Below are 25,731 nucleotides of genomic sequence, written 5' to 3'. Positions count from 1 at the left end.
TGCCCGGTCGCCAACAGGCGCTGCTACTAGCCGAGGTCGTAGCGAGAGTCGGGGAAATAAGACCTCCTGACGACGGGGGACATCACCGAATAGTCGGATTCGACGTCCTCCTGAGGTATGAGAGACACCTGCCCGTGGCGGCGCTGACCTGCGCAAACAAGAATCAGAGAGGCCGTCCCGAACCCCTCCCGGACCAAAGTCCCGGGCACCCAGGGCCGAAAGTCCCGAACCCTTTCACTCGCCGCCCCCTATTCCGGCTAGTAGACCGGAAAAGGCCTGTGCCGCATGTCACCGGGACATAAGATCGACGCCTTTCTGACGGGACTTTCCACATGTCCGGTTCGGGACCAACGGCCCCCGCTCCGGCGGTAGCCTGTCCGGCGTGGATCCGGCAGTCATCGGCGCACGTCTGGCATCGACCGCGGTCGCACCGCTGGTCAGGAAACTGTTCGTGAGAGAGGGGGCGGGCGCGGGGCTGGTCGACAAGCCGGTCCGCATCTCGTCCCTGGTCTCGTTCAAGGGGAGAAGCGGACTCTTACGGAGAAGGACCTGCGGAAGCTGGCGGCCAAGCTGGTGGAGCAGGCGGTGGCGGCGGCGGGGCCGGGCGAGCGGCCGTGCCACGCGGATGAGGACGAGAGGGTCGCGGAGCTCCTGGCCGAGACCCTGCTCTGCCTGGGCGAGCTGGAGATGGAGGATGTCCAGGCCGTAGCGCTGGGGCCGCAGCGGCTGGCCTGGGAGCTCAGAGGCAGCCGGGGACCGAACGATCACGGGCAGGGGCCGCCTAACCGCTTCTACCTCCTCACCAGGCTCAGCGAGGACGCGGAGGGCCTCTACGACCGCCTGCTGGAGACCGCCTGCCTGCACATCCTCCACTTCTTCACCCAGCGCTCGACGTTCGTCGCCCGCACCCTGGTGGCGCAGAGCGACCAGCTCTACGAACTCATCACGAAAGTCGACGTTCTGATCGGCCGTCTGCCGTCGCAGTCCGCCGAGGACGCCGGCTTCGAGCGCCGCTACGCCAAGTACGTCACCGACAAGTACGGCATCCTCTCCATCGTCGGCGTCGACCTGCCCCGGGCCGAGACCAGTTGGCCGCTGGACGCCGCCTATCTGAGCCTGGAGGCGATACCCCGGGCCGGCGAGTCCGAGCCCGCCGCCGAGGCCGCGCCGCGCCCCGCCGACCAGGCCCTGTCCGGCCACGACCGGGTGCTGCTCCGCGGCGGCGCCGGCTCCGGCAAGACGACGCTCGTCCAGTGGCTGGCGGTCGCGACCGCCGGGCAACGCCCCGCCCCCGGACTGGAGCAGCTGATCGGCCGCGTACCCTTCGTCCTTCCGCTGCGCACCATCGCCCGCCAGGAGAGCCTGCCCACCCCCGACCGCCTGCTGGCCGCCGTCCGCAACCCGCTGCACGGCGCCCAGCCGCCCGGCTGGGCCGACCGCGTGCTGTCGGCCCGGCGCGGCGTCCTGCTCGTCGACGGCATCGACGAGATCCCCGACCGCGACCGGGAGCGCACCCGCGCCTGGCTGGACGACCTGCTCATCGCCTACCCCGGCAACCTGTGGCTCGTCACCTCGCGCCCCTCCGCCGTCGCCGACGACTGGCTGGCCGCGCAGGGCTTCACGGAGTTCGCGCTCTCCCCGATGGGCCGCGACGAGGTCACGGCGTTCATCGGCCGCTGGCACGACGCCGTACGGACCACCTGCCGGGACGACGAGGAACGGGCCGCCCTCGACGCATACGAGGAGGCGCTGCTCGCCGCCGTCACCACCAAGCAGGACCTGGCCAGGCTCGCCACCAACCCCCTGATGTGCGGCCTGATCTGCGCCCTGCACCGGTCCCGCCGCGGCTATCTGCCGCCCGGCCGCAAGGCGCTGTACGACGCCGCGCTGTCCATGCTGCTCACCCGCCGGGACACCGAACGGCACGTCTACGCGCCCGGGGACCCGCAACTGGACGAGGAGCCGCAGATCCAGCTCCTCCAGCGGCTCGCGTACTGGCTGATCCGCAACGGCCAGGCCGAGCTGGACCGCGAGCAGGCGGAACGGATCGTCGCCGACGCGCTGCCGAACGTACCCGCCGCCCAGGCGCTCGGCGGCGCGCCGCAGGTCCTGGACCACCTGCTGCTGCGCAGCGGCGTGCTGCGCGAACCCACGGCCGGGGCGGTGGAGTTCGTACACCGGACCTTCCAGGACTACCTGGGCGCGAAGGCGGCGGTGGAGCACGGGGACTTCGGGCTGCTGGTCAACAACTCCCACAACACCCAGTGGGAGGACGTGATCCGGATGGCGGTGGCGCACGCCCGGCCTCGTGAGCGGGCGGATCTGCTGAACGGGCTGCTGGAGCGGGGCGCCCGGCCCGGTGAACCCGCGTCGCTCCGCCTCCTGCTGCTGGCCGCGGCCTGCCTGGAGCACGCGCCGGACCTCGACCCGACCGTCCGCGACGCGGTCATGGACCGCCTCGCCTTCGTCGTCCCGCCGCTTGGCGCCCCAGCGGCCCGCGAGCTGGCCGAGGTGGGACCACTGGCCCTGGAACTACTGCCGTCCCTGGTTGAGTTGCCTGACAGAGTGACGGCTTTCACGAGGACAGACAGCCCGTTCACGAGCGAGGGCGAAGCGATCGACTACGCAGCCGAGGCATGCGTGATCGCAGCGACCCACGTACCCACCGACGCGGCCATCCCCTACCTGCGGCAGTTCGTCCGCCACCCCTTCCTGCCGGTGCGCTCCCAACTCGCGTCGAGCTGGGCGCGCTTCGACACACAGCGCTACTACGACGAGGTGGTCTCCCGCCTCGCGCCGGACGACCTGTACTTCGCGGCGGAAACCGAGGAGCACGCGCGGCGGCTGCTCGCCGACGGCTGCCGGATGCTGATGCTGCGCGGTGACTTCACCGAAGACACCATCCAGCACCACCTCCCGCCCGGCGCACTCACCCATCTGCGGCTGGACAGGAACGCCGCCGTCTCCGACCTGGCCTGCCTGGACCACGTCCAGGGGCTACGCGCCCTTGTCCTCACCCGGTGCGGCGCGGTCACCGACCTGTCGCCACTGACCGCGTTGTCCCTGCACAGCCTGGACTGGGCCCCGCCCGCGCCCCGAAGGCTGCCCCGGGGGCTGGAGCGGCTGACCACCCTGGAGCAGCTGCGCCTCACCCTGCCGGGCACGCAGCTACCCGTGGCCCCGCTCCCGCGCCTCACCTGGCTCGAACTCGACGTCTACCACCCGGAGCTGGACGTTCACGCCATCGCGCGATGCTTCCCCCGCCTCCGCCATCTGCGGGTGGCGTTCCGCAGCAGCCCCGACGAAGGCCGGATCGACCTGGCCCCACTGGCCGCCCTCACCGATCTGGAGACGGTGTCGATCGCGCGCGCGGACGTGACCGGCTCGGAGCGGCTGGACGGCATCGAGATCACCCTCCACAGCAAGCTACCGAGGCGGACGGGACTCCCGGCGTGAGCAACGGACACGACGACGAACACATCGAACTCGCCGACGCCGTCCAGGCCGTCCGCGACGAGCTGCTGGAGGCGGCAGCCCGCGCGGTGGGCGCGGATGTGGTCTTCGAAGTGGGCGACATCGGCATGGAGTTCACGGTCGAGCTCCGCAAGGAGACCAAGGGCGGCGGCCGGGTGAAGGCGTGGGTGGTGGACGCGGGCGCCGACCACACGCGGTCCGAGACCCGGGCCCACAAGGTCTCCTTCACCTTGAAGGCGAGGGACGCCCGCACCGGCAGCCCATGGCGCGTCCGCAGCCCGACGCAGGGCGGCACGGACCGCTTCGGTCGCGGCGCGGGGGCGGGTGACTCGTGAGCGCCACGCTCCGGCCCGCCGACCGCGCCGTCGTCGTCCTCACGGCGGACGGCCAGGGAAGCGGTGTCCTGCTCACCGAGCGGACCGCCATGACCAGCGCCCATGTGGTGGCGGGCCGCCGCGCCGTGTCGGTGGCCCATCCGTCCCGCGCCGACGATGTGCCGTGCAAGGTCGCCTGGCTGGACGAACGGCTGGACGCTGCGGTGCTGTACAGCGCGTACCCCCTGCTCAGCGCGGCGGATACGGCCCGGCTCGGCCGGATCCGCCTGGGCAGGCTCGCGACCCACGCTCCGCTGCCGCACTGCGAGATCGTCGGCTTTCCCGCCGTTCAGCGCTACGGCGCGCAGGGGCACATCGAGTACGACCAGTACGAGGGCAGCGTGCTGCCTTTGGCCGGGGCGCTGCGCGACATCCTGGTCTTCGAGACGGCGCGCGGAGCGGTGGCGGAACCGGAGGACGGCGGCTCGGCGTACGAGGGGCTGTCCGGCGCCCCGGTCTTCGCGGGCCCGGTGCTGCTCGGCATCGTCAAGGAGGTCCCGCGCGGGCGGCTGCACCGGCGGCTGGAGGCCGTCCCCGTGGCCTCGGTCTTCTACCAGCTGGACGGCGACGGGCCGTACTCCTCCGCCAAACCTCCAGGGGTCGGCTCTCGCACGCACCACCTGATCACGGGGGGAGTCGGTCAACTGCTGGCGCAGTGGTCGGAGGTCACCGACGTCCACCCGCACGACCACCTCTTCGAGGAGGAGTACGCCCGCGCGCTGCGCGCCCGCTACGGCAAGACCCGGCTCTTCGGGGTCGACGCACTCAGCCCGAGTGACACCACGTGGGACCTGGACACCGCGTACCTCGCCCTTGAGGCCGAATCGCCGCCTCGCGGGCAGAAGCCCGGAGAAGGCCCGGTCTGGCCCCAGACCCAGCCTGGCCGCGTCCATGACCTCCTGGCCGACCGGCCCCGGGTTCTGCTGCGCGGCGAGGCGGGAGCCGGAAAGACCACCTTGGTGTGGTGGCTGGCCGCGCACACCGCCTGCGGCACGCTGGGCCCGGAGCTGGCCGCGCTGGACGGCCTGGTGCCGTTCGTGGTGCCCATGCGCGCTCTGCGCGCGCAGGGCGGCGGCTTCCCCGCGCCCGCGCGGCTGCCGAGCGTGGCGGGCGTCCTCGCCGACGACCCGCCCGAAGGCTGGGCCCGCCGCGTACTGGTCTCCGGCCGTGCGTTTCTCCTGGTGGACGGGCTGGACGAGGTGCCCGCCTCGGACCGCGCGGAGGCCCACGCCTGGCTGTCGGAGCTGCTCGCCCTCTACCCGCAGACCCGGTGCCTGGTCACCGTGCGGCCCGGGGCGGTCGACGCCGACTGGCTGCGCTCGGAGCGGTTCGAGGAACTGAAGCTGCTGTCCATGCGCGAGCAGGACATCCAGGCGTTCGTCGCCGCCTGGCACCGCGCCGCGCGTCTGGGTTCCGCCGACCAGTCGGAGTTGGCGGAACTGGAGGAGGACCTCAAGCAGAAGTTCTCCCGCAACGCGGCACTGCGAGCGCTCGCCGGTACGCCCCTGCTCTGCGCGGTCATCTGCGCCCTGCACCGCCGCCGGGGCGGCCTGCTGCCGGAGACCCGCTGGGAGCTGTACCGGGCCACGCTGTCCATGCTGCTGGGCGACCGGGACAACCAGCGCCGGATCTGCACGCCCGAGGGCATACGGATGGGCGTGGAGGAGCACCAGCAGCTGCTCCAGACCATCGCGGTATGGCTGGTACGGGGCGGGCAGGCCCAGCTGTCCCGGGCCGAGGCAGAGGGCCAACTGACGCTGGCGATGCGGCTGATGCCGCGCGTACGGGACCAGGGCGCCCCCGCCGCTGTACTGACGCATCTGCTCAACCGCAGCGGCCTGCTCCATGAACGCGGCGACGGCTGCGTCCAGTTCATCCACCGCACCTTTCAGGACTACCTGGCCGCCAAGGCCCTGGTGGAGAGCGGAGGGTTGAAGGAGCTGCTGCGGCACGCGGGCGACGAGCAGTGGCAGGACGTCATCCTGATGGCCGTCGGCCATTGCCGACCCGCTGAACTGGGGGAGCTGATCGAGGGCCTCATCGAGCAGGGCGATGCCGTCCCGGCGAGAGTCGAGAAGCGGGAGAAGCTGCACATCCTCGCCGCGCGCTGCGCCCTGGACACGGTGGTGCTGGCCGACGACGTGCGGCAGGCGGTGGACGACCGTATCCGCGCGATGCTGCCCCCGTCCTCCGAGTCACTGGGCCGGCTGATGTTCCTGGGGCCGGGCCTGCTGCCCCACCTTCCCGGGCCGGGCGGTCTGGACGAACCGGCGGCATGGCGGGTGGCCACGCTCATCGGCAGGCTGGGCGGCCGCGAGGCGATCCCGTACGCGCGGCGTTTCGCCGACAGCGAGAGCGAACGGGTGCGCCAATGCCTGGCGCAGTGGTGGCTGAACTACCCGGCGGAACCCTACGCGACCGAAGTGCTGGCGCGGCTGCGGCTGGATGTTCTGTCGCTGACGGTCTGCCGCCGTGAGGAACTGCCTCTGCTGCGGCATATCGGTCCGCTGAGCCGCCTCGTCGTCCAGGGACCGTTCCCGATGGCCGAGCTCCGCCGCCATCTCGCCGCGATCGCCCCCAGCCATCTGGCGTTCCACAGAAATCCCCACCTCACCGACATCGCCTTCCTGCGCGACCAACCCGCCTTGCGCCAGCTGCGGCTGCTCAACTGCCCGCAGGCCTTCCGCGACCTGGATCAGACCCTGCCGGGCGTCTCCGACCTTGTCCTGCTGGGCCTGTCGGACGGAATCGACGTGACCAAGCTGCGGCGGGCGTTCCCCTCCCTCATCAAGCTCTCCCTCATCTTCCTGGAAAGGGGCATAAGGAGCTGGATGTGACGCCGCTGGCGGACCTGCCGAATCTCGTGCTGACGATCAACACGGGGGCCAACGACACCCTGCACGTCATCGGCGCCGAACTCTTCGGCGACCGCCTCAGGGTGCGCAGACGGACATAAATGCGAAGCCGCCCCGGACCCTTCCCGAAGGAACGGTCCGGGGCGCCCCCGTCACGCGATCCGGACGCTTACGCGTCCTTAGTCAGGTTGGGCCCCGCCCCACCCGTCGCCGACTCGATCGGCGGCGTGTCCGGCAGTGCCGACTTCTCCTCACCGCGGAAGGTGAACTTCTTCTCCTCACCCTCGCCCTCGGTGTCCACGACCACGATGTGACCGGGGCGCAGCTCGCCGAAGAGGATCTTCTCCGACAGCGTGTCCTCGATCTCGCGCTGGATCGTGCGGCGCAGCGGACGCGCGCCCAGGACCGGGTCGTAGCCCTTCTTGGCGAGCAGCTTCTTGGCGTCGCCGCTGAGCTCGATGCCCATGTCGCGGTCCTTGAGCCGCTCGTCCACCTTGGCGATCATCAGGTCGACGATCTGGATGATGTCTTCCTGCGACAGCTGGTGGAAGACGACGGTGTCGTCGACACGGTTGAGGAACTCGGGCCGGAAGTGCTGCTTGAGCTCTTCGTTGACCTTGTTCTTCATCCGCTCGTAGCCGGTCTTCACGTCGCCCTGGGCGGCGAAGCCCAGGTTGAAGCCCTTGGAGATGTCCCGGGTGCCGAGGTTGGTCGTCATGATGATGACCGTGTTCTTGAAGTCCACGACCCGGCCCTGGGAGTCGGTCAGGCGACCGTCCTCCAGGATCTGCAGCAGCGAGTTGAAGATGTCCGGGTGGGCCTTCTCGACCTCGTCGAAGAGGACGACGGAGAACGGCTTGCGGCGCACCTTCTCGGTGAGCTGGCCGCCCTCTTCGTAGCCCACGTATCCGGGCGGGGAGCCGAAGAGCCGCGAGACGGTGTGCTTCTCGCTGAACTCCGACATGTCGAGCGAGATGAGCGCGTCCTCGTCGCCGAAGAGGAACTCGGCGAGGGTCTTGCTCAGCTCGGTCTTACCGACACCGGACGGGCCGGCGAAGATGAACGAGCCGCCGGGGCGCTTGGGGTCCTTCAGACCCGCACGCGTGCGCCGGATGGCCTGCGAGAGCGCCTTGATGGCGTCCTTCTGGCCGATGACGCGCTTGTGGAGCTCGTCCTCCATGCGGAGCAGGCGGCTGGACTCCTCCTCGGTGAGCTTGAAGACCGGGATGCCGGTGGCCGTGGCCAGGACCTCGGCGATCAGCTCCTCGTCCACCTCGGCGACGACGTCCATGTCGCCGGCCTTCCACTCCTTCTCCCGCTTGGTCTTCGCGGCGAGGAGCTGCTTCTCCTTGTCGCGCAGGCCCGCGGCCATCTCGAAGTCCTGCGAGTCGATCGCGGACTCCTTCTCCCGGCGCACGTCGGCGATCTTCTCGTCGAACTCGCGCAGGTCCGGCGGCGCGGTCATCCGGCGGATGCGCATCCGGGAGCCTGCCTCGTCGATCAGGTCGATCGCCTTGTCCGGCAGGAAGCGGTCGGAGATGTACCGGTCGGCCAGGGTGGCGGCCGCGACCAGCGCGGAGTCGGTGATGGAGACGCGGTGGTGCGCCTCGTACCGGTCGCGCAGGCCCTTGAGGATCTCGATGGTGTGCGGCAGCGACGGCTCCGCGACCTGGATCGGCTGGAAGCGGCGCTCCAGGGCCGCGTCCTTCTCCAGGTGCTTGCGGTACTCGTCGAGCGTCGTCGCACCGATGGTCTGCAGCTCACCGCGGGCCAGCATCGGCTTGAGGATGCTGGCGGCGTCGATCGCGCCCTCGGCGGCGCCCGCACCCACCAGGGTGTGGAGCTCGTCGATGAACAGGATGATGTCGCCGCGGGTGCGGATCTCCTTGAGCACCTTCTTCAGGCGCTCCTCGAAGTCACCGCGGTAGCGGGAGCCGGCGACCAGGGCGCCGAGGTCGAGGGTGTAGAGGTGCTTGTCCTTGAGGGTCTCGGGCACCTCGCCCTTGACGATGGCCTGGGCCAGTCCTTCGACGACCGCCGTCTTGCCGACGCCGGGCTCGCCGATGAGGACCGGGTTGTTCTTGGTACGGCGGGACAGGACCTGCATGACCCGCTCGATCTCCTTCTCGCGCCCGATGACCGGGTCGAGCTTGGATTCGCGGGCGGCCTGGGTCAGGTTGCGGCCGAACTGGTCCAGGACGAGGGAGGTCGAGGGGGTGCCCTCGGCCGGACCGCCGGCGGTGGCGGCCTCCTTGCCCTGGTAGCCGGAGAGCAGCTGGATGACCTGCTGCCGGACCCGGTTCAGATCGGCGCCCAGCTTCACCAGGACCTGGGCGGCGACGCCCTCGCCCTCGCGGATCAGGCCGAGCAGGATGTGCTCCGTACCGATGTAGTTGTGGCCGAGCTGGAGGGCCTCGCGGAGCGACAGCTCCAGGACCTTCTTGGCACGGGGGGTGAAGGGAATGTGCCCGGACGGGGCCTGCTGGCCCTGGCCGATGATCTCCTCCACCTGCTGGCGGACCGCCTCAAGCGAAATGCCGAGGCTCTCCAGGGCCTTAGCGGCGACACCTTCACCCTCGTGGATGAGACCCAGGAGGATGTGCTCAGTGCCGATGTAGTTGTGGTTGAGCATCCGGGCTTCTTCCTGAGCCAGGACGACAACCCGCCGCGCGCGGTCGGTGAACCTCTCGAACATCGTTAATCGCTCCTCAGAGCGGTCAGAAAGATCGGGGACGATCCCCTCCCTGTCCTTCCGCATGCTAGTCCCGCAACACGGGACAGCTCATTCCAACTGCCGACACCCGTCCGGATCACCCCCTCTTCCGCGGGGAATCTCCTGCCCGAACAGCCGACAACTGCTCCAACTCGATGGTGCGAGACGATGTTCCCGCAGGCCAGGCATCTACGCCCGCCATCAGTACGCCGATGGCGAACGCCGAGTACCCGACACGCGGGGTCACCCCCGCCCACTAGGACTGTCTTACCCGCAAGGAGTGACACTCCATGCGGCGCGCACCGGTTCGCTCCGCTACGAGCGAACAACCTTGCGCCCCCTCATCTCCCCCAGGCGCCCCACTATCACCACGCTGCGCATCTCTGCGCGTACGAAGCGTAACCTCGCGGCCGCGCCGGAAGTTGTTCCGGACATGACTGATGCCGTACGGCGGTGGTACGCGCGGGAGCTGGGCTGGCCCACAACCGGCAGCGCCCCCGTCGAGCTGCTCACGGGGGTGCGCTTCGATGTGCTGGAGCTGCCGGCCGACGCGGGGTGCGCGGTGCTGCGCCGGGTGCCGCGGACCGGCCCGGTCGCGGTCGAGGGCCGCCGCATGCGGCTACTGGTGGCCGCGGGCAGCGCGGATGAGCTGCCGGGACTGCTCGACTGGCTGGAGTGGGGCGGCATCCCGCTGGATCTGACCGCTCTCGGATCGGGCGGCCGGATGGCCGCGCCCGTCCCGCCGGGCACGTGGGGGCCCCGCTCACAGAGTGCCGCCTTCTGGGTGCGGCCTCCCGAGCCGGGGTGCGACGTGGAGTCGGCGCTGCCGACCACCTGCTTCCGGCAGGGCCGGCGCGAAGGCGTCGGGGGCGATGGGGGCGCCCCCGATCTCGTACGGCTGGTGGGCGTCGCGGCGACCGAGTGCCACCGCGCCCGTTTGCTGGGTGCCCAGCGCCGTCAGGCGTTGGCCTTCTCGTATGCCTCGCGCACGGTGGCGGGGACACGGCCGCGGTCGTTGACCTCGTAGCCGTTCTCCTTCGCCCAGGCGCGGATCTTCGCGGTGTCCTGGCTGCTGCCCGCACCGGCACGCGCCCGGCTGCGGCCGGTCGCGGCACGGCCACCGGTGCGACGGCCGCTCTTGGTGAAGGGCTCCAGCGCCGCACGGAGCTTGTCGGCGTTCGCGGTGTTGAGGTCGATCTCGTAGGTCTTGCCGTCCAGCGCGAACGTCACCGTCTCGTCCGCCTCGCCGCCGTCAAGGTCGTCGACAAGAAGGACCTGAACCTTCTGGGCCACGGGGGATTCCTTTCAAGAAAACCGGGGGGAGGCACACCTGCTCTCCAAGGGCACCCCCCAGTAAATACAGTACGGGGCATTAGGAAACCGCTTTTCCCGGAAAAACACAAACCCCCGGGAAGGTTCGACCCATCCCCGCGGACGCCCTCGGGGCCGCCGCGGGGGGAAGTGTGAGGAGTTAGCCGGGAGGGCAGCCTCTGTTCCAGAGGTCCGGGATAGGGAGCGATTCGGACATAGGACGCGCGATCACAGTTGCAGAAGCATCCGGCTGTTGCCAAGGGTGTTCGGCTTCACCCGTTCGAGACCGAGGAACTCGGCGACACCCTCGTCATAGGAACGCAGCAGCTCGCTGTAGACATCACCGTCCACCGGCGTCTCTCCGATCTCGACGAACCCGTGCTTGGCGAAGAAGTCGACTTCGAAGGTGAGGCAGAAAATGCGCCGGACCCCGAGCCAGCGCGCCGTCTGCAAGAGCTTGTCCAGGACCGCGTGGCCTACACCAGTGCCCTTGACGGCGGGGTCGACGGCGAGAGTGCGGACCTCCGCCAGGTCTTCCCACATGACATGCAGCGCACCGCAGGCAATCACCTCGCCATCGGTGTCCCGCTCGGCGACCCAGAACTCCTGGATGTCCTCGTAAAGCGTCACGGTCGCTTTGTCGAGGAGGATGCGATCGACGACGTAGGCGTCGATGAGGCGGCGCACCGCGCGGACATCGCTGGTCCGGGCTCGGCGGACGGTGACGACTTTTGATACAGCGGACATAGCCGGACGCTATCGTCAGGGGTCAGCGGCGCTGTTCACCGGGGCTCTCGCCGGGCTCGTCGAGTTGTACGACGCGCATGGCATCCCGGAGAGCTTCCCGTTGCTGCTCGGACATCATCCCGAAGAACGCGACGAGCGCCGCCGCGGGGTTGTCACTGGCGGACCACGCCTCGTTCATGAGTGCGGCGGAGTAGGCGGCGCGAGTGGAGACCGCTTCATATCGATAGGCCCGGCCCGACTCTTCCCGGCGCAGCCAGCCCTTCTGATGCAGGTTGTCCATTACCGTCATCACGGTCGTGTAGGCGATGGACCGTTCCTGCCGAAGATCTTCCAGCACTTCTCGGACCGTGACCGGGCGGTTCCACTTCCACACCCGCGTCATGACCGCGTCTTCGAGGTCTCCCAATGGCCGAGGCACAAGAGAATAATAGTGGCAGATGTCGCAAATGCCCGTTCAATTTCGGCGGCGAAACGGGCGTACGGGGTGGCGTGCGTGTGGATCGCCGGGCCCGTACGCCCGCTTGTGCGCCTGTGTGTGCGCCCCTTGAAGTGCGTTCACGCGCTTCGCGCGTGCTGTTCCGTGCGCCCGACGGCGCCCGGTGTCGTGGCTGGGGCCGGGCCGGGGCCGGGGCCCTTCAGGCCTGTTCGGCGCCCTGCGACTGCCGGGCCGCCTCGGCGCGGGCCAGCGCGCTGTCCACGGCGGCGTCTTCCTTGGCCTTGTTCGGGCCGCCCTGACTCTTCACGATCGTCACGATCAGCGCGGTGAAGGCCACCGCCATCACGATCGGCGGGACCAGCGCGGAGACGTAATCCATGGCCTGCGGCCTCCTTCTGCGTGAGGCTTTCCAGATTACGGGGCGCCCGTACGGGGCCGACTCCGACCCCGGGCGTCGGGACGGGCCCGGGGGGGGAGCGTCGGGATGCCCCCGGGGGGGAGCGTCGGTACGGGCCCAGGGACTGGGCATCGGGACGGGCCCTGGGGCTGGTGTCCCGGGCCCGGTCATCGGGACGGGTTCTGAGGCTGGGTCCCGAGGCCGGTCATCGGGACGGGTCCCGGGGTCGGGCATCGGGGCCGGACATCGGGACAGGTCCCGGGGTCGGGCATCGGGGCCGGGCATCGGGACAGGCCCCGGGCCGGTCGCCGGTCAGGCCGTGCGGGCGGCCAGGCCACCCCCGTCCGCGGCCGGGCCGCCCCCACCCCGGGGGAGGCAGGCCCCGGCGGGCGGAGCGGGGCGGCGCTTGGGCGGGAAGACCTCCGCCGGGGTCGGCACCGGCCTGCCGGGGCTCGGCGCCCCCCGGCCGGGCCGCCCGGGGCCGGGGGGCTGCTTGCGGTCGGGCTGCCCGCGCTGCGGCTGCTTGCGCTCGGGCGCCTCCGGCTTCTTGCGCGGCTCGGGCTTGGGGTCGCTGCGCGGCGCCTCCTCCGGCTTCTCCGTGGCGCCCTGCACCCGCGCGGCGGCCAGCCCGCCGGGCAGCGCCAGCAGTCGGCCGCGCGCGGGGCGGAGCGGGCGAACGGTCCGGGAGCGGGGCGCCGGGGCCGAACGGCGGTGGGCGGGGGCGCCGGGGGCCGGGTGCGGGCCGGAGGCGCCGAAGGCGGGGTGCGCGGCCGGGGCGCCGGGGGCGCGGTGCGAGCCGGGGACGCCGACGGCCGGGTGCGGGGCGCCGGGGACCGAGTGCGGGAGGCCGGGGGCCGGACGTGCGGCCGGGGCGCCGGGGGCGGGGTGCGGGACGCCGCCCGGGGCGGGACTGGAGGCGCGGTGCGGGGCGCCGGAGGTCCCGGGGGCCGGGTGCGGGCCGGAGGTGCCGAAGGCGGGGTGCGCGGCCGGAGCGCCGGGGGCGCGGTGCGGGGCGCCGCCCGGGAGGGGGCCGGTCACCGCGGGTGGCGCTCCCACCGGACGACCGGTCGGGCTCGGCGCCGCCCCATCGGAGTGGTCCGCCGGGCTCGGCACCGTCACCCCCGGCAGGCGGTCCGCGAGTACGGCCCGCACCCGCCGCTCGGCGACCCGCTCGCACTGGCTCAGCAGCGCGCGGCGCCGCGCCCGCTCGACGGCACCGGACGGGGCGGTGCACAGCCGCCGCAGCGCGGCGAGGTCCTCGGGCAACGGCTGGTATCCGGCCGCGAGCGCGCGCCGCAGATGATCGACGTAGCCGGGGGCGGCGCCGGGAAGGGCGGCGCGGTAGCGGGCCAGGTCGGCGAGGAGAAAGGCGCGCATCCGCCCGCCCTCGCGGACCGCCGCGTCCACGGCTCGGGCGAGGCGCAGGCACTCCTGGACCTCCTCGGTCCGGCTGGGGCCGGGCAGCGCGGGAACGGTGGGGGGCTGGAGGGCGATGGCGAGGGCGCGTCTGAGCACTCGCAGCTCGTCCGCGCTGAACGCCATTCCGCCGCGGGGTCCATGTGGTGTGGGCATGGGGTGACTTTAAGTGCTAACCGGACAAAATCCGCTTAGCACTTAAAGTCGGGCGTGGCATGTCGCGCGCGGCGGGTGGGTGACGGGGCGGGCTGACGCGGCCCCGGATGCGGGTGGAGGGGCGGGGCGACACGGCCCCCGAGGCGGGTGAACGGGGCGGGGGTGACGCGGCCCCCGAGGCGGGTGAACGGGGCCGGACGACACGCCCCGCAAGGCGGGGGTGGCGGGCAGCTGCGGGCGGGCTCCGGCGGGCGGGGGCGGCGCGGACGGGGGCTGCGAAGTGAGCCAGGTGGGGGGGCGGCTGCGGCGCGGGGCGCCCGCCCGGCCGCGGCCGCCTGGGCAGCTGCGGCGTGGGCGGGAGGGGCGTCCGCGAAGCGAGCCAGGTGGCGGGCAGCTGCGGCGTGGGCCCCGGGAGCGGGCGGGTGTGACCCGAGCAGGGCGGCTGCGGCGCGAGCTACGGGGCGGGGCCGGTGCGGGGCAGCTGCGGCGGGGCGGGAGCCCGCCCCGCCGTCGGGGCGGACGCTACGCGGGCGGGGGCGGCTGCAGTGCGAGCCGGGTGGCGGGCGCAGTGCGAGCCGGGTGGCGGGCGCAGGTGCGGCGCGGGACGGCCTGCGATCCGGCCGGGGGCTGCGGCACGAGCCGGGGGCGGCTGCGAGGGCGGGTGCCCGCCCGGCCAGGTCGTCGGGGCGCCCCCGCCGGCGTACGTACACCGCCCCGAGGTGCCCCTCCCGGGCGTCCCGGGGCGGGGAGGGAACCACCGGGCGGCCCCTGCCGGGAGGCAATCCCTGGCGCCCCTCGGACGGAGAGGGAGCCACCGGGCGAGCCCTCCCGGAAGGCAATCCCCGGCGCCCCCAGACGGAGAGGGAACCACCGGGCGAGCCCTCCCGGAAGGCAGTCCCCGGTGCCCCCCCGGACGGAGAGGGACCCCGGGGCGCCCCGGCCAGGAGGGGCCCCGGGCACCCCGGCCCGCGGCATGTGGGCGTGGCCCAGGCCGCGGCATGTGGGCGTGGCCCGGGGCGCGGGAGGTGGGCGGTCCGGGGCGCCCGAGGCTGCGGTCAGGTTGTGGAGGTGCGGCGGCGACGGCGGGTGGTGGCTACCGCTGCCGCGCCCGCGATCAGTGCGGCCGCCGCGCCGCCCGCGAGCAGGCCGATGCCGCCCGCGCCGGTGAGCGCCAGCGAGCCGCCGTCAGAGCCGCCGCTGGTGGAGTCCGAGGAGCCTCCCGAGCCCGAGGAGGACCCCGAGGAGCCCGACCCGTCGGAGGAGTCGCCGGAGTCGCCGTCCGCGTCCGTTTCGTCGCCGTCGCCGTTGCCGTTGTCGTCCGAGCCGGCCGTGGATCCGTCCCCGTCCCCGTTGCCGTTCCCGCCGCCCGTCGACGCGCCGTCCGAGTCGTCGTCCGGGGCGTCCTTGAAGGTGATCGCGGCGGTGTCGTTGTCCGCGTCCGGGTCGCGCGGGTCGAAGCCCGCCGGGCCCGGCACCAGCTTGACGGCGCCCTCGGCCTTCCGGTCCGCGCCCTTGGCGATCTTCACGCCGAGGACGTACGACTGGCCCCCGCCCGGCAGCTCGTTCGACGCCTCGGGGCACAGGTAGCGGCTGTGGCCCGGCTCGAACGGCTTGGTCCGCCCCTCGGCGACGTATGTCAGGCAAGCGCCGTTGGTGTCGTCGTCCGGCTCCTCGTCCAGCTCGTTCCACGCGCCCGTAACGCCCTTGGGCAGCGTGACGTCCGCGTACAGCAGCGGCTTGCCGTCCCGGCGGTACGCGGCGGCCGGGCCGTGGTTGTCCAGGCCGAAGCGGAGCACGCCGGTCGCGGGCTCCCGCTTCACCGGCTCGATGACACCGCCCCGCGCGGCGAAGTCCGCGTGGTGGTCGGCGTCGAGGCGGACCGTGCTCTCCGCCTTCGTCTCGAACTCCCCGCCGGCGGACGGGCCGAAGGCGAGGGGGGCGTCGGTGCCCCGCTTGCCGCCCAGCGGATCCTTGGTGCCCGCGGGCACGGCCTCGGCCGAGAAGTCGACCCAGGTGGCGAGCGCCTTCTCCGTGACCTTGACGGTCAGCGGGTTGCCGAGCTTCGCGGACGCGCCCGGCTCCACGGTGGCGTCCACCATGCAGTGGGCCTCCGGGCGGCCGTCGTATTCCTCGTCGAACCAGCAGTTCTTGGGCCTGTTCGCGAAGGTGAGGCCGGGAACTCCGGTCAGCCGCAGCTCGATGCGCTCGACGGGCAGGTCGCCGTCGTTCCGTACGGCGATGGGGAGGTCGACCGTGTCGCCGGTCTTCAGGCCCTTGCTGTCCGGCAGCTTGCCGGCGACCAGCTTCGGGGAGCCCACCACCACGGTGGACGAGTCCGTGTCACCGGTCCCCTTGTCCGCCGTCACCTCGTACGTGATCGTGCCGCGCGCCCCCGGCTTCGCACCGGGCTCGGGCGTCAGCGTGAACGCCTCCCACGGGCCGCGCAGACCGCCGTCGTCGAGGCAGGTGACGACCGCGCCGGACGCCGTGCAGTCCTTGTGGTTGGCCTTGATGGTGGCGACGCCCTTGAGGCCGCCGGCGTCGATGACGAACTTGGCGTTCGTCGGCAGCGGCACCTCGGCGCCGCCGTCCGCGAAGGAGTACGTCACGTACGGGGCGACCGGGCCGCTTCCGGCCAGGTTGATCTGGCCCGGGGCGGTGATGACGGCCCACGCCTCGGTGACTCCGCCGTCGGCGAACGCCGCCGGAGCACCGGCGGCCGCGCCGAGTGCGATCACCGCCCCCGCGGCCGCCGCCTGTGTCGCCGTTCTCCTGCGCCCCATGGACTTCACGCTTCTCCCCGTACCGGAACCGCAATGCATCACCCCCAAGACAGCCGAACACGCCGGATGGTTGCCCTGTGATGAACGCGCGGTGGCGGCGGGGGCCGCGCCCTGAGTCAGCGGCGCCCCGAGGCAGCGGCCACGCCCTGAGGAGGCAGCGGCGCGCCCTAACTACGGGACACGTTAACTACGGGACACGTTCCGCTCGTAGACCAGCCGCAGCCCGATCAGCGTCAGCCATGGCTCGTGCTCGTCGATCACCGACGACTCGCCGAGCACCATCGGCGCCAGACCGCCGGTCGCGATCACCGTCACGTCGTCCGGGTCGTCCGCCAGCTCGCGCGCCATCCGCCGGACGACGCCGTCGACCTGGCCCGCGAAGCCGTACAGGATGCCGGACTGCATGGCCTCCACGGTGTTCTTGCCGATGACGCTGCGCGGCCGGGCGATCTCGATCTTGCGCAGCTGCGCGGCCCGTACCCCCAGCGCCTCCACGGAGGTCTCGATGCCGGGCGCGATGACCCCGCCGACGTACTCGCCGCGCGCGCTCACCGCGTCGAAGGTCGTCGCCGTACCGAAGTCGACCACCACGCATGGGCCGTCGTACAGCTCTATGGCGGCGAGCGCGTTGATGATGCGGTCGGCGCCGACCTCCTTGGGGTTGTCCATCAGGATCGGCACGCCGGTCTTCACGCCCGGCTCGACCAGCACGGACGGCACGTCGCCGTAGTAGCGGCGGGTCACCTCGCGCAGTTCGTGGAGCACGGACGGGACCGTGGAGCAGATGGCGATGCCCTCGATGCCGTCGCCCAGTTCGTCGCCGAGCAGCGGGTGCGTGCCCATCAGGCCCTGGAGCAGCACGGCCAGTTCGTCGGCGGTGCGGCGGGCGTCGGTGGAGATCCGCCAGTGCTCGACGATCTCGTCACCGTCGAACAGGCCGAGGGTGGTGTGGGTGTTGCCGACGTCGATGGTGAGCAGCATCAGCCCTGCTCCTCGGTGTCCGCGCCGTCGCCGGGGCGTACGGTGTCCGCGCCGTCGCCAGGGCGGCGTGCGCCGGTGCTCGCGTCGTCGCGCAGGTCCAGCCCGATGTCCAGGATCGGCGAGGAGTGGGTGAGCGCGCCGACCGCGAGGAAGTCCACGCCGGTGTCCGCGTACGTACGGGCGTTGTCGAGCGTCAGGCGGCCGGAGGACTCCAGAATGGCGCGGCCCGCGACGAGTTCGACGGCCGCCCGGGTCTGCTCGGGGGTGAAGTTGTCCAGCAGGATCAGGTCCGCGCCCTCGGCGAGCACCGGCGGGATCTGGTCGAGGGTGTCCACCTCGACCTCGATCGGCAGATCGGGGAACTGGCCGCGCACCGCCTTGAACGCCGCCGCCACGCCGCCCGCCGCGACCACGTGGTTGTCCTTGACGAGCGCGGCGTCCGACAGCGACATCCGGTGGTTGACGCCGCCGCCGCAGCGCACCGCGTACTTCTCCAGCGCCCGCAGCCCCGGCGTGGTCTTCCGGGTGTCGCGGACCTTGGCCTTGGTGCCCTCCAGGGCGTCCGCCCAGGCGCGGGTGGCGGTCGCGATGCCGGACAGCCGGCACATCAGGTTCAGCGCGCTGCGCTCGCCGGTGAGCAGATCGCGGGTACGGGCGCGTACGGACAGCAGCTTCTGGCCGGGCTCGACGCGGTCGCCGTCCGCCACGTGCCGCTCGACCTCGAACTCGTCGGTGCAGACGACGGAGAGGATCGCCTCGGCGATCCGCAGCCCGGCGACCGTGCCCGCCTCGCGGGCGGTGAAGTCGCCGGTGGCGCGGGCGTCTTCGGGGACGGTCGCGACGGTCGTCACGTCCACGCCCTGGTCGAGGTCCTCCTCGATGGCCATGTGCGCGATGTCCTCGACCTGTACGGGGTCCAGACCGGCGTCGGCGAGCAGCTGTGCGAGATCGGGGTCGAGACCGCACTCCATCGGGTCGAGACCGAACGCGCCGTTGTCGTCGCCGTCGGCACCGGCGCAACCGCAGGCGTCACCGCAGCCGGTGGCACCGCCAGGGACATCGCCCGGGACGCCGATCTGCGGCAGCGGCAGGTCGACTGGCTGTTCGCGGTGGGGCTGCGCGCGGTCGGGGGTCGTGCTCACGAGTGCGGCTCCGTCTCGGGTCGAAGGGCGGCGGCGGTCGTTCGGGGGAAGCCCGGCGATTCGGTCGTACGGACGTCGAGCGTGCAGTCCCGGCGCAGGGTGACCAGGAGGTGGCGGGCCCACGCCGCATCGTCCCGGTCGGGGCGGTCCTCGCGCCAGTGGCAGCCGCGGGTCTCCTCGCGGCGGAGCGCGGCGGCGACGAGCACGCGGGCGACGAGGAGGAGGTTGGTGGCCTCCCAGGTGTCGACGCCGGGCTCGGCCGTCTTGCCGTCTCGCCGCAGTTGCTCCGCGGCTTCGTGGTGGACGGATTCCAGCGCGGCCGCGGCGTGGGCGAGCGACTCGGCGGAACGGAGCACGCCGGCGCCGGCGGTCATGATGCGCTGGATGGTGTAGCGGGCCTCGGGGGCGAGGAGGGGGGCCGACTCCCCGCCGCCGGGGCGGCGTGCCCCGCCTGCCCGCCCTGATCAGGGGCGGGTAGCCCGGAGCCGGAGAGGGCGCGCGGCGCGGCGGCGGCACCCCGCGAACCGGTGGGCGGCTGTGCGGCCGCCGTGATGTCGTCAGCGATGCGCTCGGCGAAGACCAGGCCCTCCAGCAGGGAGTTGGAGGCCAGCCGGTTCGCGCCGTGGACGCCGGTGCAGGCGACCTCCCCGCACGCGTACAGCCCCGGCACCGTCGTACGCCCGTCCAGGTCGGTCCGTACGCCGCCGCTGGCGTAGTGCGCGGCGGGCGCCACGGGGATGGGCTCGGTCACCGGGTCGATGCCGTTCGCCCGGCAGGCGGCGAGGATGGTCGGGAAGCGGTGCTCCCACATCTGCGCGCCGAAGTGTCGGGCGTCCAGGTACATGTGCTCGGCGCCCTGCTCCAGCATGCGCCGCAAGATTCCCTTGGCCACGATGTCGCGCGGCGCCAGCTCGGCCAGTTCGTGCTGTCCCTGCATGAAGCGCACGCCGTCGGCGTCGACGAGGTACGCGCCCTCGCCCCGCACCGCCTCGGAGACCAGCGGCTGCTGGCCCTCGGCCTCCGGGCCCAGCCACAGCACGGTCGGGTGGAACTGCACGAACTCCAGGTCGCTGACCTCGGCCCCGGCCCGCAGCGCGAGCGCGACGCCGTCGCCGGTGGAGACGGCGGGGTTGGTGGTGGCGGAGAAGACCTGGCCCATGCCGCCGGTGGCCAGGACGACCGCCGGGGCGCGGACCGCGCCCACCCCGTCGTGGGCGCCCTCGCCCATGACGTGCAGGGTGACTCCGGCGGCGTGCCCGTCGGCGTCCTTGAGCAGGTCGAGGACGAGGGCGTGCTCGATGGTCTCGATACCGGCCGCGCGGACCGCCTCGACCAGTGCGCGGGAGATCTCCGCGCCGGTCGCGTCGCCGCCGGCGTGCGCGATCCGGCTGCGGTGGTGGCCGCCTTCGCGGGTCAGCAGGATCTCGCCGCTGTCCGCGTCCGTGTCGAACCGGGCGCCGGTGGCGATCAGCCGCCGCACCGCGTCGGGCCCCTCGGTGACCAGCAGGCGTACGGCGTCCTCGGCGCAGAGCCCGGCACCCGCGACGAGGGTGTCCTCCAGGTGCTGGCCGGGGGTGTCGCCGTCACCGAGGGCGGCCGCTATGCCGCCCTGCGCCCAGCGGGTGGAACCGTCGTCCAACCGGGCCTTGGTGACGACGGTGACCTTCGCCCCGGCGGCGGCGCAACGCAACGCGACGGTCAGACCCGCGACGCCGGAACCGACGACCACGACATCGGCGGGCACGCTCCAGCCGGGGGCGGGTGCGTGCAGCGCGGGCCCGTCCGGGACGGGGATGTACGAGGCGGGGAGGTACGGGACGGGGCCGGGCGGGATGGGCGCGTGTGCGGCCGGTCCGCCCGGGACGGGCGCCGCGGCCGTGCGGGCCTGGGCGGGAACGGAAGCGGTCGGACCGTCATGCGCCGCCTTGGCCACCGGACCGTCCTGGGCCTGGACGGCCGCCGCCGTGGCCTCCCGGGGTCCGGACGACCTCGTGGACGTCCGGGCGTCGTTGCGTATCGCCCCGTCGGTGCCGGGAGTGGCACCGGTGCCGGGAGTAGTGCCGGTGCCGGTGGTCGTGCCGGGTTCGGTGCCCGGCCGCGGGGTCGTCGTCATCGTGCGCTCCGGGCCTCGGTCGTCGTCTCCGGCAGGGCGTCCGCGCCGTCCGGACCTGCCGCCCGCATGGCATCCGCCTCGCGCAGGGCTGTCCCACGGCCCGTCTCCGTACCTGCCCGCCGGCCCGTCTCCGTACCGGTGCCGCGGAAGTCCAGGCGGATGTTGTCGATCAGACGCGTGGCGCCCACCTTCGCCGCGACCGCCAGCACCGCTTCGCCCGCGTACGTTCCGGGCACCTCGGTGAAGTCCGCGGGGTCGACCAGCCCCAGGTAGTCCAGGACCAGCGGGGGTTCGGCATGGGCCGCTTCCGCGAGGACGGCGTGGGCCGCGGCCCGTACCGCGTCGGGCGATGCCACGGGCACCGCGTCGGCCGGCGCGACGAACGCGTCCGCGTTCGGGTCCAGGTCCGGGTCCGTGTACGGACCCGCGCCCGCGCCCCGGGCGGCCAGTCGGCCCGCTTCCCGGCCGGCGAACAGCGCCCGGGACAGGCTGAGCGCGGTGGCCCGCTCCGGGCCCGACAGGTAGCGGTTGCGGCTGGACAGGGCCAGGCCGTCGCTCTCCCGGACCGTGGGAACGCCCACGATCTCGACCGGGAAGTCGAGGTCCCGCGCCATACGGCGGATCAGCGCGAGCTGCTGCGCGTCCTTCTCGCCGAAGAACGCCAGGTCGGGGCGGGTGAGGTGGAGCAGCTTGGCGACGACGGTCAGCATGCCGTCGAAGTGGCCGGGGCGGAAGGCGCCCTCGTACCGCTCGCCCATCGGCCCGGCGGACATCCGCACGCGCGGCTCTCCCCCGCCGGGGTACACCTCGTCGACCGACGGCGCGAAGACGATGTCCGCGCCCGCCTCGGCGGCGACGGCCAGGTCGGCGTCCAGCGTGCGCGGATAGCGGTCGAGGTCCTCGCCCGCGCCGAACTGGAGCGGGTTGACGAAGACCGTGGCGGTGACGAGCCCCTTGGCGCCGACGCGTTCCCGGGCCGCCCGGATCAGCGAGGCGTGCCCCTCGTGCAGCGCGCCCATGGTCATGACGACGGCGGTCCGCCCGGGCGGCGCGGCGAACCGCGTGAGCGCCCGGTCCAGGTCCGCGCGACGCGTGTACAGCTCGACGTCCGGCTCGCCCGGCCGGGCCGCATTCCACAGCTTCGGGCTCATGCGGCCCCTCCCACTCCTGAGTCTCCTGCGTCTCCTGCGTTTCCCGGGCCTCCCGCGCCTGCCGCGTCGGAGAGGACACCCAGCAGTTCCTCGGCCAGTTCCGGTTTGAGCAGCCCGTGCGCAAGGGCCCGGTCCGCGGTCGTACGGGCCATGGCGAGGTAGCCGGCGACGGCATGCGGCGCGTGGGCGCGCAGCTCGGCGACGTGCGCGGCGACGGTGCCCGCGTCACCGCGGGCGACCGGCCCGGTCAGCGCGGCGTCTCCGCTGCGCAGGGCGTTGTCCAGGGCGGCGCCCAGCAGCGGGCCGAGCATCCGGTGGGGGGCGGCGACGCCGGCGGCGGCCAGCAACTCCATCGACTGGGCGACCAGGGTGACCAGGTGGTTGGCGCCGATGGCGAGGGCCGCGTGGTAGAGCGGGCGGGCCGCCTCCGCGATCCACTCCGGCTCCCCGCCCATCTCGATCACGAGCGCCTCGGCGGCCAGCCGCAGCTCGTCGGGCGCGGTGACGCCGAAGGAGCAGCCCGCGAGCCGCTGTACGTCGACGGCGGTGCCGGTGAAGGTCATCGCGGGGTGCAGCGCGAGCGGCAGCGCGCCGGCCCGGAGGGCGGGGTCGAGCACGGCGGTGCCGTACCGCCCGGAGGTGTGCACGATCAGCTGGCCCGGCCGTACGGCGCCGGTCTCGGCGAGCCCGGCGACCAGCCCCGGCAGCACGTCGTCGGGAACGGTGAGCAGCACAAGCTCGGCGCGGGCGAGGACCTCGGCGGGCGGGACCAGCGGCACGTCGGGGAGCAGCGCGGCGGCCCGGCGCACGGAGGCGTCGGAGACGCCGGAGACGGCGACGGGGCGGTGCCCGGCGAGCCGGAGCGACGCGGCCAGCGCGGGGCCGACCCGTCCCGCTCCGACGACGCCGACGGTGAGCCGGGCGGGACGGTCCTGCGGCTCGGGGTGGTGGTGTGCGTTCACGCGGCGTGGGCCTTCCGTTCCAGTCCGCGAGGGGTACCGGACGATTCCTCGCCATGCTACGCGGATCGCCTCCCGAAGCGGGACGCCGGGAGCGGGGCCGCGGGGCCGCGGGGCCGCGGCAGGAAGCGGGCGCCTGGCCCGGTGTCGGGCCCTGGCCGCCGGGGCGACGGGCACCGGCCGCGGCCCGGCGGCAGGCCGCGGTGCCACCCCCGTGGCCGCCGGGGTCGTTGGGACTGTTGGGGCCGCTTGGGCCGCGGGGCCCGGCGGCGGCCGCGTATCCCGCGTAGCGGCGAGAGGCAAGCCCGCGTAGCGGCGAGAGGCGGGCAAGGGCCGTCGGGGGAGGCCGCCGGGCGGGGTCAGCGGCAGGCGTCGGGGTGCGTACGCGGGCGCGGGGCCCGCACGAACGCGGCGCGCCAGGCCCGCAGCAGCGCGGCCCCGCGGCTCCGGCGGACAGCCGAGCGACCGTCCTCGCGGCCGTCGGTCCCGGGCCGCGCCACCGCCCGCCGCAGGGAGGCGGCCGCGGTGCCCGGGGCGGGTGGCATCGGTTCGCCATGGAGGGCGGCGCGGTAGGCATCGAGCATGTGCTGCTGAGTGATCGACATGCCCCCACCGTGCGACCGGTTCCCGCGCCACGGCACGTCGATTGACGGTCCGCGTCAATCGACACGAGCCGTGGTCCGCGCGGCGGGCACCATATGGCCATGGCCATCGTCCTCGACATCGCCGGTCTGCCGCCCGAGCGCATCGTCTTCAGCCCCTCGCCCCTGTCCGAGCTCATGACCGCGTTGCACGTACTGGCCGAGCCGGGGCACCATCCGGGGCTGCACGGCTGGAGCACGGCCACCGCCGCCGCGCTCAAGCAGGACCTCGCCGACCGGCTGCACGAGGCGGACTTCCTGTGGAACTCGACGTTCTCCGACATCACCAGCCCGTTCGCGGCGCTCCCGTACGGCGAGGGGCGGCCCGGGGAGACGCTCGCCGAGGACCTGGACATGCTGGACCGGCTGGACGACGAGCTGTACGTCAACGCCGCGCTGGAGATCTCCTGCGCGAGCCGCTACTGCATGGGCGGCCCGTCGCCGCTCGTGGACGCCGCCGCGCGCGAACAGGCGCTGGAGCGGGCCGTCGCGCGCGGGCCGCGGCAGCTGAGCTTCGCGCAGCGGCTGCTGGCGGACCCGCCGGGGGTACGGGCCTGGATCCGGCGGCTCTTCGAGGACTGCGAGGAGGCGTTCTTCGCGAACGTCTGGCAGCGGGTGCGGGTGGAACTGGCCGCCGACGCCCGGCACAAGACGGAGGTGCTGCGCCGCAAGGGGCTGCGTGAGGCGCTGGCCGAGGTCTCGCCCGCGCTGGCGCTGGACGAGACGGGCACCCGCATCATCGTCGACAAACTGAGCAGCGGCCGCGGCACCACGGTGGACCCCGAGGCAGGGCCCGGCCTCACCTTCGTCCCGTCCTCGTTCGGCTGGCCGCATCTGATGGTGCTGCACGCACCGCGCTGGCGACCGGTGGTCCACTACCCGCTCGCCGCGCCGGAGCTGCCGGGCCCGGCCTCGGTGGAACTGCTGGGGCGGCGGATGGAGGCGCTGGCGCACCCGATGCGGATGCGCATCTGCCGCAACCTGGCGCGTGCCTCGTTCACCACGGGCGAGCTGGCCTCGGCGCACGGCATCAGCGCGCCCGAGGTGTCACGGCACATCGCCGTGATGAAGAAGGCGGGGCTGATCACGACGCGGCGGCGGGGCCGGTACGTGCTGCACCAGTTGAACCTGCCGGTGGTGGCCAGGCTGGGCAGCGACTTCCTGGAGGGCGTCCTGCGCTGACGCCCTCCGGCCGACCGCCGACGCCCTCCGCGCCGAACGCTGAGGCCCTCCGCCGACCGCTGACGCCGCCCACCGAGCGACCGCGCCCAGGCCGTACACCCGCCGCCCACGCGGCCTACGCGGCGAACGCGGCGCACCCAGCCGTACGCCCGCGACCCACGCCGCGCACCCAGCCGTACGCCCGCCGCCCACGCGGCTACGCGCCGCCCCCCGCTCCCGCCCGCACCAGACCCGTCTCGTACGCCAGCACCACCACCTGCACCCGGTCGCGCAGCCCCAGCTTCGTCAGGATGCGCCCCACGTGCGTCTTCACCGTGGCCTCGGAGAGCACCAGACGCGTCGCGATCTCGCCGTTCGACAGGCCCTGCGCGACCAGCAGCATCACCTCGCGCTCCCGCCCGGTCAGCCGGCCCAGCTCCGCCGGGACCCCGCCCGCCGCGCCGCCCACGCTGCCGCCGCCTCCGCTCGGCAGGATCGGCGCGAAACGGTCCAGCAGCCGACGCGTCGTACTGGGCGCCACGACCGCGTCACCGCTGTGTACGGCGCGGATCGCGGCGAGCAGTTCGCCCGGCGGCACGTCCTTGAGCATGAACCCGCCGGCCCCGGCCTTGAGCGCGGAGAACGCGTACTCGTCGAGGTCGAAGGTCGTCAGGATCAGCACCTTCGGCGCGTCCTCGCGCTCGCAGATGCGGCGGGTGGCCTCCACCCCGTCGAGCCGGGGCATCCGGACGTCCATCAGGACGACGTCCACGTCCGTGCCGCGCAGCACCTCCAGCGCCTCCGCGCCGTCCCCCGCCTCGGCGACGACCTCCATGTCGGGCTGGGCCGCCAGCACCATCCGGAACCCGGTGCGCAGCAGCACCTGGTCGTCCACGAGCATGACGCGGATCGCCATCGTCA

General features: G+C 73.2%; 20 protein-coding genes and 1 pseudogene. 6 read left to right on the top strand and 15 right to left on the bottom strand.

Going from position 1 to position 25,731, the window contains the following annotated elements; genetic code table 11:
- The first annotated feature begins 573 nt into the window (after positions 1–573).
- From Q3Y56_RS19645 to Q3Y56_RS19630, 4 genes are read left to right on the top strand one after another with little or no spacing between them, the layout of a single operon-like run.
- A complete protein-coding gene (locus Q3Y56_RS19645; RefSeq protein ID WP_369696767.1) occupies positions 574–3,456 on the top strand; it encodes an NACHT domain-containing NTPase in 2,883 nt (960 codons plus the stop codon).
- Complete coding sequence (locus Q3Y56_RS19640; protein ID WP_304463190.1) at positions 3,453–3,809, top strand: trypco2 family protein; 357 nt, start codon at positions 3,453–3,455, stop codon at positions 3,807–3,809. Before Q3Y56_RS19645 ends, Q3Y56_RS19640 begins: the two co-directional genes overlap by 4 nt.
- Positions 3,806–6,685, top strand: coding sequence for an NACHT domain-containing NTPase (locus tag Q3Y56_RS19635; RefSeq protein ID WP_304463189.1), 2,880 nt, complete (start codon positions 3,806–3,808; stop codon positions 6,683–6,685). The genes Q3Y56_RS19640 and Q3Y56_RS19635 overlap by 4 nt, the downstream gene beginning before the upstream one ends.
- A complete protein-coding gene (locus Q3Y56_RS19630; protein WP_304463188.1) occupies positions 6,682–6,804 on the top strand; it encodes a hypothetical protein in 123 nt (40 codons plus the stop codon). Before Q3Y56_RS19635 ends, Q3Y56_RS19630 begins: the two co-directional genes overlap by 4 nt.
- Before the next feature lie 68 nt (positions 6,805–6,872).
- On the opposite strand, the gene Q3Y56_RS19625 is transcribed toward Q3Y56_RS19630, so the two are convergent.
- Positions 6,873–9,398, bottom strand: a complete 2,526-nt coding sequence (locus Q3Y56_RS19625; protein ID WP_304463187.1) for an ATP-dependent Clp protease ATP-binding subunit — start codon at positions 9,396–9,398, stop codon at positions 6,873–6,875.
- A 451-nt stretch (positions 9,399–9,849) separates the two neighbouring features.
- Here Q3Y56_RS19625 and Q3Y56_RS19620 point away from each other — a divergent pair, with 451 nt between their 5' ends.
- On the top strand, positions 9,850–10,443 hold the full coding sequence (locus Q3Y56_RS19620; protein WP_304463186.1) for an SCO3374 family protein: 594 nt from the start codon (positions 9,850–9,852) through the stop codon (positions 10,441–10,443).
- Here Q3Y56_RS19620 and Q3Y56_RS19615 read toward each other — a convergent pair.
- The 13 genes and pseudogenes from Q3Y56_RS19615 to Q3Y56_RS19555 all read right to left on the bottom strand — a co-directional run bounded on the left by Q3Y56_RS19615 (position 10,374) and on the right by Q3Y56_RS19555 (position 23,613).
- Positions 10,374–10,709: an Lsr2 family protein gene (locus tag Q3Y56_RS19615; protein ID WP_304463185.1), complete on the bottom strand. Its 336-nt coding sequence runs from the start codon at positions 10,707–10,709 to the stop codon at positions 10,374–10,376. The genes Q3Y56_RS19620 and Q3Y56_RS19615 overlap by 70 nt on opposite strands.
- 246 nt (positions 10,710–10,955) lie before the next feature.
- The gene (locus Q3Y56_RS19610) at positions 10,956–11,474 is read right to left on the bottom strand and encodes an amino-acid N-acetyltransferase (RefSeq protein ID WP_304463184.1); all 519 of its coding nucleotides are present in this window, start codon (positions 11,472–11,474) and stop codon (positions 10,956–10,958) included.
- 22 nt (positions 11,475–11,496) lie between these two features.
- A complete protein-coding gene (locus tag Q3Y56_RS19605; protein WP_304463183.1) occupies positions 11,497–11,892 on the bottom strand; it encodes a BlaI/MecI/CopY family transcriptional regulator in 396 nt (131 codons plus the stop codon).
- A 217-nt stretch (positions 11,893–12,109) separates the two neighbouring features.
- Entirely contained in the window at positions 12,110–12,289 is a 180-nt protein-coding gene (locus Q3Y56_RS19600) for a hypothetical protein (RefSeq protein ID WP_304463182.1), read from the bottom strand.
- 330 nt (positions 12,290–12,619) lie between these two features.
- Entirely contained in the window at positions 12,620–13,879 is a 1,260-nt protein-coding gene (locus tag Q3Y56_RS33550) for a hypothetical protein (RefSeq protein ID WP_369696766.1), read from the bottom strand.
- Positions 13,880–14,934: 1,055 nt separating this feature from the next.
- Positions 14,935–16,662 carry a hypothetical protein gene (locus Q3Y56_RS19585; protein WP_304463181.1) on the bottom strand — a complete coding sequence of 576 codons (1,728 nt, stop codon included), beginning with the start codon at positions 16,660–16,662 and terminating at the stop codon, positions 14,935–14,937.
- Positions 16,663–16,845: 183 nt separating this feature from the next.
- On the bottom strand, positions 16,846–17,643 hold the full coding sequence (locus Q3Y56_RS19580; protein WP_304463180.1) for a type III pantothenate kinase: 798 nt from the start codon (positions 17,641–17,643) through the stop codon (positions 16,846–16,848).
- Entirely contained in the window at positions 17,643–18,785 is a 1,143-nt protein-coding gene (gene nadC / locus Q3Y56_RS19575; RefSeq protein WP_304463179.1) for a carboxylating nicotinate-nucleotide diphosphorylase, read from the bottom strand. The genes Q3Y56_RS19580 and nadC overlap by 1 nt, the downstream gene beginning before the upstream one ends.
- Positions 18,782–19,207: pseudogene (locus tag Q3Y56_RS33545) on the bottom strand (L-aspartate oxidase); the annotation flags it as partial. The pseudogene Q3Y56_RS33545 and the gene nadC, both read right to left, overlap by 4 nt.
- Positions 19,156–20,898: an L-aspartate oxidase gene (locus tag Q3Y56_RS19570; protein ID WP_369696765.1), complete on the bottom strand. Its 1,743-nt coding sequence runs from the start codon at positions 20,896–20,898 to the stop codon at positions 19,156–19,158. The pseudogene Q3Y56_RS33545 and the gene Q3Y56_RS19570, both read right to left, overlap by 52 nt.
- Positions 20,895–22,049, bottom strand: a complete 1,155-nt coding sequence (gene panC / locus Q3Y56_RS19565) for a pantoate--beta-alanine ligase (protein ID WP_304463178.1) — start codon at positions 22,047–22,049, stop codon at positions 20,895–20,897. Before panC ends, Q3Y56_RS19570 begins: the two co-directional genes overlap by 4 nt.
- Positions 22,046–23,011: a Rossmann-like and DUF2520 domain-containing protein gene (locus Q3Y56_RS19560; RefSeq protein WP_304463177.1), complete on the bottom strand. Its 966-nt coding sequence runs from the start codon at positions 23,009–23,011 to the stop codon at positions 22,046–22,048. Before Q3Y56_RS19560 ends, panC begins: the two co-directional genes overlap by 4 nt.
- A 356-nt stretch (positions 23,012–23,367) precedes the next feature.
- Positions 23,368–23,613, bottom strand: coding sequence for a hypothetical protein (locus Q3Y56_RS19555; RefSeq protein WP_304463176.1), 246 nt, complete (start codon positions 23,611–23,613; stop codon positions 23,368–23,370).
- A 99-nt stretch (positions 23,614–23,712) separates the two neighbouring features.
- On the opposite strand from Q3Y56_RS19555, the gene Q3Y56_RS19550 reads away from it, so the two are divergent.
- On the top strand, positions 23,713–24,831 hold the full coding sequence (locus Q3Y56_RS19550) for a DUF5937 family protein (RefSeq protein ID WP_304463175.1): 1,119 nt from the start codon (positions 23,713–23,715) through the stop codon (positions 24,829–24,831).
- Positions 24,832–25,027: 196 nt separating this feature from the next.
- Here Q3Y56_RS19550 and Q3Y56_RS19545 read toward each other — a convergent pair whose 3' ends face one another.
- Positions 25,028–25,726: a response regulator transcription factor gene (locus Q3Y56_RS19545; RefSeq protein ID WP_304465692.1), complete on the bottom strand. Its 699-nt coding sequence runs from the start codon at positions 25,724–25,726 to the stop codon at positions 25,028–25,030.
- Positions 25,727–25,731 lie beyond the last annotated feature (5 nt).

This window comes from Streptomyces sp. XD-27 (assembly GCF_030553055.1).
In the GTDB taxonomy this organism is placed as follows: domain Bacteria; phylum Actinomycetota; class Actinomycetes; order Streptomycetales; family Streptomycetaceae; genus Streptomyces.
Note: the sequence above shows the minus strand (reverse complement) of the source record. Positions and strands in the feature narration are given on the sequence as shown.